Raw genomic sequence first — 10,242 nt, 5'->3', positions numbered from 1 at the left:
GTGCTGCGGCGTTTCATCCCGCTGATGGCGGTGGTGGTGGTCGTGCCCTGGCTCGCCACGCTGGCGGCGGCGCTGATCGCCGCGGCGGGGCTGGCCGACCGGGGAACCGCCTCCCGCGCCGAGATCGTCGGGACGGGCATCGCCCATGACCTGGAGAAGGCGCTGGCGCTCGGCCTGCCGCTCGACCGCATGGCCGGGATGGACGATTATCTGGGCGAGGCCGGCGCGGTCTTTCCGGAGATCAAGCTGATCCTGGTGGTGGATGGCTCCGGGCGCCCGCTGTTCCAGAAATCCGACGCGGCGCGCCCCGACCTGTCGGTCCGGCTGGTGCCGGCCGAGACCGATTGGTCGGCGCTGGGGCTGGTCCTGCAACGCTTTCCCATCCGCCAGGGCGCGGTGACGGCGGGGGAGGTCCTGCTGGGCCGCAGCGCCGTGGCGCAGCCGGCCAACGCGCCGCGCATCCTGATCGACTTCGCGGTGGCGCTGAGCATCGCGCTGGCTCTCGGCGGGCTGGCGCTGCGCACCATGCTGAACGCCCAGGTGATGGCGCCGCTGCGGCTGGCGGCGTCGCTGGAGGCCAACCTCGCGCGCTCCGCCTACGACCGCATCGCCCCGCCGGTGGAGCAGAGTCTGATCGGCACCCTGCTGGCCGAGATGAACCGGGTGGTGACCGGCGTGAACGACCGCTTCGCCCGCCTGCGCAGCTATCTGGCCGAGGTGCGCGATCTCAGCTTCAACAAGGACGCCGCGGCGGAGGTGGCGCCGCTGATCGAGCGGATCGAGCGGCTGGGCCGTTTCTCGCCCGACCGGTTGACCGCGCTGGCCCCGCCGGACGCCGGGTCGTTGCCCTACGCCACCGCCTTCTGCGCGGGTGTGGGGGGCGCGGCCGCGGCGGCCATGGCGGCGCGGCACCTGCCGCCGGGTGTGGCGCTCGGCGGGGTGCTTCTTGGCATGGCCGCGGCGGTGCCGCTCGCCCTGGCGCTCGGCCGCCGCGCGCCCGTCGCGGGAGCGCTGGCGCTGGGTGGTTGGGCGCTGCTGAACGGGCTGGGGGACGGAGTGGTGGTCTGGCTGGTCGGCGCGGTGATGGGCGGAGTTTTCGCCGCACTTCCCTTCCAGGCGGCGCGTCCCGCCGCGGAAAGCCTGCGCGCCGGGCCGGCGGTGTCCGCCGCGGGCGGTCTGGTCGTTGGGACGGGGCTGTCGGTCCTATGCCTCGGCGGTGGCGTGCCAAATGTTTTGATGGCTGGCGCGGTGCTGTCCGGATTGGCCGGTCTGATGGCCGCCGTCCGGCTGGAGCGGCGGAGCGGTCTGACGCTGCCGCGCGTGACGCTTCGCGCTCTGCTGGCGGTGGACCGTTGGTGGGTGGACGGGACGTTGCGTCCCAAGGGTTGGGGGCTGTGGCTGGTCACAGCGCTGGCCCTGGCGGTGTTGAGCCGGGCCGACGGCGGAGCGATGGACGCCCGCCGGGTCGCGGAGCTCTTCTGGCTGCACGCCACCCCGGCCTGGCTGGCCGCCGCCCTGGTCGCGGTGCTGGTGCCGCGGGGGGCTGCGGCGCTGCTGAGCCTGAGTGCGACGGCGGCGGTCGGGCTGCTCCTGGCGCTCGGCCCGGTGGAGCCGGGAACGGCCGTCGCGCTGGGCATCGCCGCGGCGCTTGGCGCCGGCCACGCGGGATTCGCGGCGTCGGGGAACTGGGGGGGGCTGACCGCGGTCCGCGCTGCGTTGACCCTGGCCGGAACGCTCGGCGTGCTGTGGCTGTCCGGCGGGAGCAACACGGTGGTGGCCGCCGGAACGCTGCCTTCCCTCGGCTTGCTCGCCGGGATCGCCGCGCTGCCGCCGCTGGCGCTGGCTCTGTGGCGCCACGCCACACCACGCCGGCGCGTTCCGGTCGAAGGGGAAGCCGCGCGATGACCGGTCTTCGCCAGCGCATGACGGTGGCCGCCGCCGCGGTGGTCCTCGCCGTTCTCGTCACCGCCGCCGTCTTCGCCCTGCTGCGCATCGAGAGCGGAGCCGACCGCCACGCCGAGGACGAGGGGCGGATGGCCCTGCGGCTGTGGGAAGGGATGCTCGACCAGTCCGCCGCCGCCGCGCGGGTGGCGGTGGGCGATCCCCGCCTCATCGATGCCCTGGAGCGCGGCAACGCCGCCGCGGCGGCGGAACGGCTCGGCGCGCTGGGCTTCACCGCGGCGACGGTGGTCAACGGCGCTGGCCAGACCCTGCTTGCCGTGCCGGCCGACCAGCCGATCCGCCTTCTCGACGAGCGGCGCATCGGGCAGGTGCTGGCCCGCAACGACACGCAGGACGGTCTGGTGCTGACCGGCGGCGCCGCGCAGCTCCTTCTCGCCCGCCCCCTCGGCGCGCAACGGCCCGCCGACCGGGCGCTGGTCGTCATCCGTCCGCTGACCGGCAGCCTGGAGGCGCTGGCCGGCGTCCTCGGCGGCTCCGCTTTCCTGGTCGGCAGCGATGGCCGGCTGTTGGGCCATGCCGGACCGCTGGCCTGGACCGACGTGCGTCCCGCCGCGGAGCGCGGCGAGGAGGTGCAGGCGACCATCGGCGCCCGCGGCTACGGCGTGCGCAAGCTGCGTCTGCCCAAGGTGGCCGGCACGGAGGGGGACGGCACGCTGTACCTCGTCACGGTGCGCGAGACCACGCTGGCCGCCATGGCCGACAGCCTGCTGGACAGCTCGGCCATCCTGGTGGTGCTGATGGTGCTGGTGGCGGGGACGCTTGGATTGGATTGGTATTTCCGGCGCGTCTTCACACCGGTCTACGCGTCCATGTCGGCCCTGTCGGCCCTGGCGGCGGGCGACACCGGCGTCGCCGTGCTGGGGGCGGAGCGTACCGACGAGGCCGGGCAGCTCGCCCGTACCGTCGAGGTCTTCCGCAGCCGCAGCCGCGCGCTGCGCGACGCCGAGGAACGGCGCGCCCGTCATTGGCTGCGCCAGCAGTCCTTCATCCGCCGCCAGATGCTGCGCCTGTCGGAAACCCTGCCGGAGCAGGGGCGGCGCGAACTCCTCGCCGACCTTGCCCGCATCGAGGCCGCGTCGGAGGGCCGGACGCCCTGCGCGCGCACCGACGATCCGGGCGCGCTCGCCGTCGCCTTCGAGGTCATGGCCGAGCGTGTGCGCGACCAGCACACGGCGCTCGACGGCATGGTCCGCCAGCTACAGTCCGCGCTGGACACCCGCACGGAGCTTGTCGAGCTGCAGAAGCAGTTCGAGATCGCCCGGCGCATGCAGGCGGCGATCCTGCCGCCCGACCTGACCACGGCCCCCGATCTGGAGGCGTCGGGCCTGATGCGTCCGGCGGCGGAGTTCGACGGCAGCTTCTACGATTTCTTCCTGACGGCGGACGGGTCGCTGGCGGTCCTGATCGGGCAGGTGTCGGGCGGCGGGCTGGCGGCGGGCTTCATGACGGTGACGGCGCGCGCCGCGCTGCGGACGCTGGCGGCGGCCGGGCTCGGGCCGGCGGCCTGCCTGACCGGCGCCAACCGGCTGCTGGCGGCGGACAACGCGGCGGGCCTGTCGATCGGCCTCGCCATGGGCATCGTGTCGCCGCGGTCGCGGCGGCTGGTCTTCGCCGCCGCGGGCGTGCCGGAGCCCTTCCTGCTGCGGCGCTTCGGCGACGTGGTGGACCTGCCGGTGGCGGCCAACCCGCCGCTCGGCCTCGATCCGGCGATGACGGCGGTGGAAACCGCGCTCGACCTGCCGGTGCCCTCGACGCTCGTGCTGTGCAACGGCGGGCTGCTGGACGGCGAGAACCGATTCGGCGTCGCCTTCGGGCGGGCGCGGCTGACCGGCATCCTCGGCAACCTCGACGACCTGTCGGCGCACAGCGTCACCGCGGCGGTGTCCGCCGGGCTGGCCGAGCATGGCGGCGGCGCCGCGATGGCGGTGGACCGGCTGTGCGTCGCCCTGCGGGTGCGGGCATGAGGGCGCGCGGCATTCTGGCCGGCGCGCTTGCGCTGGTAGGCGCCCTGCTCGCCGGGCCGGTGGAGGCGGAGGTAGCCCCGATGTCCGAGGGTGGGCCGGCGCTGTTCCAGTGCAGCCGCTACCTCCGCAACGGGGAGGCGCTCTACGGCATCCCCCCGGGCATCCTGCACGCCATGAGCGTCGTGGAGTCCGGGCGGGCCGGGATGCCATGGCCCTGGGCGCTGAACGTCTCGGGGCGCCCGCACTATCCGGCGACGCGGCGCGAGGCGCTGCGGCTGATGCAGGACGGCGAGGGCGGCCTGCGCGGCGACGTGGCGGTCGGCTGCATGCAGATCCACACGCGCTGGCACGCCGGTTCCTTCGCGGGGGGCGAGGATATGCTCGACCCCGCGGTCAACGTCGCCTACGCCGCCCGCTTCCTGCGGGAGCTGTACGACCGCCACGGCTCCTGGACGGAAGCGGTGCGCCGCTACCACGCCAGCGACCCGACGGCGCAGGACACCTACCTCTGCCTCGTGCTCGACCGGCGGGTGCGGCTCGGCTACCAGCGCGAGACGGCGGAGATGCGCCGGCTGTGCGGCGGCCCGGAATCGTGAGCGCGGTGCCATGAAGAAACTTCTGATCGGCGTGCTGGCGCTCCTCCTTCTCCTGGTGGCCTTCGCGGGGGGCTATTTCCTGGCTGGGGGCAGCGTGCCGGGAGGCGCGGAGGACCCCGCGCCCACTGAGGCGAACGCATCACCCGCCGCCGCGCCGCAGGAGGCGGCGAAGGCGGAGCCGGAGACGGCTGCTCCGGCCGCCGTCCCGGTCCGTCCGGTTGCCACCGCGAAGGCGGCGACGGCGCGCTTCTCCATCGAACTCGGCGTCTTCCGCTCCGCCGGGAACGCCCAGGACTTCGCGGCGGCTCTGGCCGGGCGGGGCCTTCCGGTGGAGATCGTCGAGACCATGGACGCCGCCGGGGGGCAGTGGCACCGGGTGCGCGCCGGCGCCTTCGCCGACCGCTGGCAGGCGGAGGCGCGCCGCCCGTCCTTCGAGCGGACCGCCGGGATCGGCGGCGTGGTGGTCGAGGAACCGCTTGCCGTCGCTCCGCCCGCGAAGGCCGGCGGCGGCGAATGATCCAGTTCGGACCAAGGGGGTAACCCACCGGATTTGCGGGCTTCTCCGCAGGATGGGGCGGGCTTCCGGGCCATCGCCGTGAAACCCCCGCGGGACTACGCCAGAACGAACCAGACAGCGCGCGGATTTGGGCCTTCGGGATGCTTCTATCAGGCTGGGCCGCCGTCCTGTGGGGCGTGCGGTCCATCCGACGGTTTCTTCCCCAGGAATTCCCGCGATGACCACGATCACGCTCGGACGATGGCAGGTGGCGGCTTTGGCCGCCGGCGTCGCCGTGCTGACCGTCGTGGCCCTGCTGCTGGGTGCGGTGATGGCGGCGCTGATCCTGACGGGCGCTGGAGACACGCCGATGGCGTCGGCCTCCGCTCCCGCCGCCACGGCCGCCGCCACGACCGCTGCAGCGCCCGCCGCTGGCGGCGGACTGGGCGCGATGGCACGGAGCAACATCGCGGACAGCTTCGAGGCCCGCCAGGGTGTGATCGAAACGGCGGACATCTTCAGCGACGAGGCGCGCGGACGGGCGATTTCGGCGACCGAGCCGATGACCCGCGGCGCCGCGGACGCGGCCCGTCGCTTCCTGCCTGGCTGGATGGCCGGCACCGCCGCCCACGTCATCGAGAAGACCGGCTACCGCGTCACCGAGTTCGCCGGCAACAGCGTGGAAGGCATCGTCGAGGACACGCTGAACGACCGGCTGGACGCGATGAAGGAAGACGGCGCGGCGCCGGTCCGCCACTACGCCATCGAACTCGGGCGCTTCGCCACCCCGGCCAACGCGGAGTCCTTCGCCGCCGCCGCCGCCCAGCGCGGCGTGCGCGGCACGGTCGACTTCGCGCCGCTGCCGGGCGGCAACGCCCCCTACGCCGTGCGCACCGGGCGCTACGCCGCCGCCGACGAGGCCGCCCGCGCGCTGGACGCGCTGACGCGGGCGAACGGCGTGACCGGGACCGTCGTCACCCTTGCCGAAGCGGGAGAGCGCTGAACGCCATGACTCCGGTGAACGGAAAAGGAATTGGGTTGGCCGGCGCGCTGGCGCTGGCGATGATGGTCGCGGGGTGCGCCGACAAGCCGCGCGCCGCGCTGGACAGCGTGTCCTTCACGGTCGCCCCCGCCGCCAACGACACCACGCCGGTCGCCATCGACCTCGTCGCCGTCCGCGACAAGGCGCTGGTGGACAAGCTGGGGGCGCTGACCGCCGCGGAGTGGTTCGGCCAGCGCGAGCAGTCCATGCGCGACCATCCGACCACGCTCGGCGTGACGAGCTGGGAGCTGGTCCCCGGCCAGACGCTGAAGACGGACCTGCCGCCGGGCGAGCCGGCCTGGGCGATCCTGGTCTTCGCCAACTATTCCACGCCGGGGCCGCACCGCCTGCGCGTGCCCGACACACGAACGCTGACCCTCACCGCCGGGGACAAGGATGTCGAACTGGTTCCGTGATGTTCTTTGCTTCTCCGTGAGGACCGCATGACCGAGGCGCGCGACATTCCCGACGCCATCGACTGGCACGACGGGATGCTGCTGGCCCCGCAGCATTTCCAGCAGCAGGCGCTGCGGCACGAGCGGCAGCTGACCTATCATGTCCGGCAGGCGCGGCCCTTCCATTGGGGCGTCGTGCATCTCCAGGTCGACCGGGTGCAGCTCGTCTCCGGGCTGGTCCAGGTGCGGGAGCTGGAGGCGATCCTGCCCGACGGCCTCGTCGTCGACTACCGCGCCGGGATCGACGAGCCGCTGGAGGTGGACATCTCCGCCTACGCCGACCCGGTGGGGCAGACGCAGATCACCATCCACCTGATCGTTCCGGCCGCCCGCGGCGACCGCGCGCCGGGGCCGGGCGAGACGCCGCGCTACGTCTCGGTCGAGGGCGCACCGGTCGCCGACCAGCATGGCGGGGAGGAGCTGTCCATCGCCCGGCTGCGCCCGCGGCTGGCGCTGTTCGCCACCACCGGCCCGACGCAGAAGCCGCCGCAGAAGTTCGTCTCCATGCCGATCGCGCAGGCGACCTTCCGCAACGACGCCTTCGTGCTGACCGACTTCGTGCCGCCGGCGCTGACCGTCGCCGCCAACGCGCCGCTCGGCCGGCTGGGGGCGGAGGTGGTGCGGCGGGTGCGCGAGAAGGCGTTGTTCCTGGCCGAACGCTCCGGTGTCGGCAACGGCAACCCGGCGACCGAGCTGGCCGAGGCGGCGCGGACGGAGATCCGCAGCCTCGTCACCGGCCTGCCGCCGCTGGAAGCGCAGCTCGGTGTCGGCGTCTGCCACCCCTTCGACGTCTACATGTCGCTGTGCACGCTGGCCGGACACCTGTCGGCCTTCGCCAGCGGTGCCGTGCCGGCCAAGCTGTCGCGCTACGACCACGACGACCCGATGGCGAGCTTCGGCGAGGTGCGCGACTTCATCCTGCGCATGATCGATCGCGTGAAGGAGGGCGTCGCCCGCATCCCCTTCACCTTCGAGGACGGCATGTTCGGGCTGCCGATGGACGAGGCCTGGCTGAAGGGCCGGCTGGTCGTCGGCGTGCGCGGGCCGGCCTCCGCCCCGGTCAGCGAGGTCGCCGCCTGGATGGAGAACTGCATCGTCGCCTCCCGCTCGCGGCTGGAGACGCTGTCCGGCCTGCGCGTCAAGGGGGCCGAGCGAGTCGCGCTGGACGACAGCGGCGAGGGCGGGGTGGCCGCCCCGCGCGGCGTGGTGCCGTTCGAGATCAAGGTCGATCCCCGCTACATCGTCCCCGGCGAACGGCTGGAGATCTGGAATCCGGACTCGCTGGGCAGCCGCTTCCGCCCCGTCGAGATCACCCTCTTCGTCAGCGCCTGAGGCCGGGAATGACCGCCATGCTGCACCGCCGGGATCTGGTCGATCACTTCCTCGCCTTCGCGCGGGAACTCCAGAAGCACCGCGCCTCGATCGGGGCGGGCCGTCCCGCCGCCGCCGCGGCGAAGCCCGAGGGCGCCGCTGGGGAGACGGCGGACAGTCTGCCGGCCTTCCTGACCGAGGACGCCCTGGCGATCCCGGCGCCGCGCGGTGCCGCCGCGGCGGTGCCGGCCCTGGCGCTGGAGCCCGACGCCGAGATCATCATCCGCCGCCTTCAGGATTTCCTGGAGGCGCAGGCGGTCCAGGTCGGGCGCACCGGCACCGACCTGATGATCAGCCAGCACCGCGAGGCGCAGTACGCCATGGCGGCGTTGGCCGACGACCTGTTCATCCACGACGTGGAGTGGAACGGGCGGGAGCTGTGGCGCAGCGTGCTGCTGGAGCAGGCGGTGTTCCGCACCCGGCTGGCCGGCGAGCGTGTGTTCGACCGCATGGAGGCGCTGCTCGCCAGCAACGACCGGCGGCTGGTCCAGCTGGCGGCGGTCTATCTCTGCGTGCTCGGCATGGGCTTCAAGGGGCGCTGCCGGGTGCCGGGCGGCGAGTCCACCCTGCGCGACTACAGCGCCCGCCTGTTCGAGTTCATCGCCGGCCGCGAGTCCGAGCTGGGCGCCGGTGTGCTCCCCGGCGGGCGGACGCTGATCCCCGCCGCCTACGCCTACACGCTGACTGACGGCAAGGCGCGCACGCTGGCGCGCGGGCCGCGCTGGCCGCTGGTGCTGGGCGCCATCGCCGGGCTGTGGCTGGTCCTGGGCCAAGCGCTCTGGTGGATGTCCACCGCACAGCTTTCCAACGCGGCGGACGCGGTGCTTCAGGCATCCGTCCGCGTGACCCGCTGACGGGAGAGGACGGTCATGGAACTCCTGGCAGCGGTCCTGTCCGGCATCGCCGGCAACCAGATCTGGGTCTTCGCGGGGCTTCTCGTCCTCGTCCTGCTGATCATCGCGGTGATGGCGGCGATCCTGCTGCGCGCCCGCAGCGCGGCGCCGCCCGCCCCAGCGGAGCCCGCCGCCCTGCCGCCGCCCGACGCCGCGGTGGAGGAGGGCGGGGCGGTCCCGGCGCTCGCGGCGACCGCCCCGGACGTCACCATCCGCGACATCCGCCGCCTGTTCCGCGATGGTCTGGCCGCCTACCGCGAGACGCTGTCGCGCAACGTCTATCTGGTGCCCTGGTACCTGCGCACCGGCGTCGCGGCGTCGGACGACGCCGGCCTGCTGTCCTGCGCGGACGAGGTGCGTCCCCCGGTGACCGCCGAGCGGCACGCCGGCTTCTCCTGGCGCTTCTACGACCGGGCGGTGGTCATCGACGTCGATGATCCCCGCGCCGCCTGGGCCGGTGTGCTGGACCTGCTGGGCCGCCGCCGCCCGATGCTGCCCGCCGACGGGCTGATCCTGACCGTGCCGCTGGCCGAGCTGGACGACGTGCGCCGCGCCACTGCGCGCGGGACGGAGCTGTACGCCCGGCTGTGGGAGATCCAGCGCACGCTCGGCTTCGCCCTGCCGGTCTATGTGGTGGTGACGGGCTGCGAGGAGGCCCCGGGCTTCGCGGCGCTGGCCGAAGCGCTGCCGCCGTCGCTGACCGGCGGGATGCTCGGCTGGTCGAGCCCCTACGCGCTGGAAACCGCCTTCTCTCCCGATTTCGTCGGTGAGGCGCTGCAATCGCTGGCGGACGGGCTGCTGGCGGTGGAGCTGGAGGTGTTCGGCGCCGCGGCCACGCCGGACGGCGCGCCGCTGTTCGCCCTGACGGAGCGGCTGACCGGGACGGAGGCGGCCTTGCGCGCCCTGCTCGGCACCGCCTTCAAGCGCACCGCCTATCAGGAGACGCTCTACGTCCGCGGCCTCTACTTCACGGGCCGCCCCGATCCCGACGCGGCGGCCCTGTTCGGGCGCGACCTGCTGAACCGCAAGATCTTCCCCGAGGCCGGTCTGCCCAAGCCGACCCGCGCGCTGGCCGCGTCCCGCGCGTGGCGCCGCTATTCCTGGCCGGTGGGGACGGGGGTCGCCGCGCTGGCCGCGGTCCTGCTGCTGTGGATGGGCGTGCAGCGCGCCTCCACCCTGTCGGACCGGCTGTTGCCGGTCCTGGCCGACATTCCGGGCGGGCTCCAGCAGCTCGCCGACCAGCGCCCGGCGGTCGAGGCCGGGGCGCCGATGACCGCCGCCTACGGCGATCCCGCCGCCCGCTTCGTTCAGGGCGTGACGATGCTGCCCACCGACTGGACCTTCAACCCGCTGCCGGCGTCGTGGATCAGCGGCGTTCCGGATTCGGTGTCGGGGGCCTTGGCCGTCGGCTACCGCCGGCTGGCCCTGTCGACGGTGCGCGACGTGGCCGAGGACCGGCTGCG

General features: G+C 73.9%; 9 protein-coding genes. All 9 read left to right on the top strand.

Translation table 11 applies throughout. From position 1 onward, the window contains the following. Positions 1-1,905 (top strand): hypothetical protein (locus tag GBZ26_RS30385; protein WP_345772056.1); only part of this gene is annotated, 1,905 nt, incomplete at its 5' end. Continuing rightward, the gene (locus GBZ26_RS21825; protein WP_174440655.1) at positions 1,902-3,926 is read left to right on the top strand and encodes a PP2C family protein-serine/threonine phosphatase; all 2,025 of its coding nucleotides are present in this window, start codon (positions 1,902-1,904) and stop codon (positions 3,924-3,926) included. The genes GBZ26_RS30385 and GBZ26_RS21825, both read left to right, overlap by 4 nt. Further along, entirely contained in the window at positions 3,923-4,522 is a 600-nt protein-coding gene (locus tag GBZ26_RS21820; protein WP_174440654.1) for a lytic transglycosylase domain-containing protein, read from the top strand. The genes GBZ26_RS21825 and GBZ26_RS21820 overlap by 4 nt, the downstream gene beginning before the upstream one ends. A gap of 10 nt (positions 4,523-4,532) precedes the next feature. Next, positions 4,533-5,039, top strand: a complete 507-nt coding sequence (locus GBZ26_RS21815; protein ID WP_174440653.1) for an SPOR domain-containing protein — start codon at positions 4,533-4,535, stop codon at positions 5,037-5,039. A 217-nt stretch (positions 5,040-5,256) separates the two neighbouring features. After that, a complete protein-coding gene (locus tag GBZ26_RS21810; protein WP_174440652.1) occupies positions 5,257-6,021 on the top strand; it encodes an SPOR domain-containing protein in 765 nt (254 codons plus the stop codon). A gap of 5 nt (positions 6,022-6,026) precedes the next feature. Continuing rightward, entirely contained in the window at positions 6,027-6,476 is a 450-nt protein-coding gene (locus GBZ26_RS21805) for a hypothetical protein (RefSeq protein ID WP_174440651.1), read from the top strand. A gap of 27 nt (positions 6,477-6,503) precedes the next feature. Next, positions 6,504-7,847 carry a type VI secretion system baseplate subunit TssK gene (tssK, locus tag GBZ26_RS21800; RefSeq protein WP_174440650.1) on the top strand — a complete coding sequence of 448 codons (1,344 nt, stop codon included), beginning with the start codon at positions 6,504-6,506 and terminating at the stop codon, positions 7,845-7,847. Between the two features lie 8 nt (positions 7,848-7,855). Further along, positions 7,856-8,740 (top strand): DotU family type IV/VI secretion system protein, encoded by an 885-nt coding sequence (locus tag GBZ26_RS21795; RefSeq protein WP_174440649.1) that lies wholly within the window; start codon positions 7,856-7,858, stop codon positions 8,738-8,740. 15 nt (positions 8,741-8,755) lie between these two features. Next, positions 8,756-10,242, top strand: a 1,487-nt coding sequence (locus GBZ26_RS21790; protein WP_247884865.1) for a type VI secretion system protein, incomplete at its 3' end; no start/stop codon positions are given.

Origin of the sequence: Azospirillum formosense, from assembly GCF_013340925.1 — a bacterium.
Taxonomy (GTDB): Bacteria; Pseudomonadota; Alphaproteobacteria; order Azospirillales; family Azospirillaceae; genus Azospirillum; species Azospirillum formosense.
The sequence above is the reverse complement of the archived record's forward strand: the minus strand, read 5'-3'. Positions and strand labels throughout refer to the sequence as shown.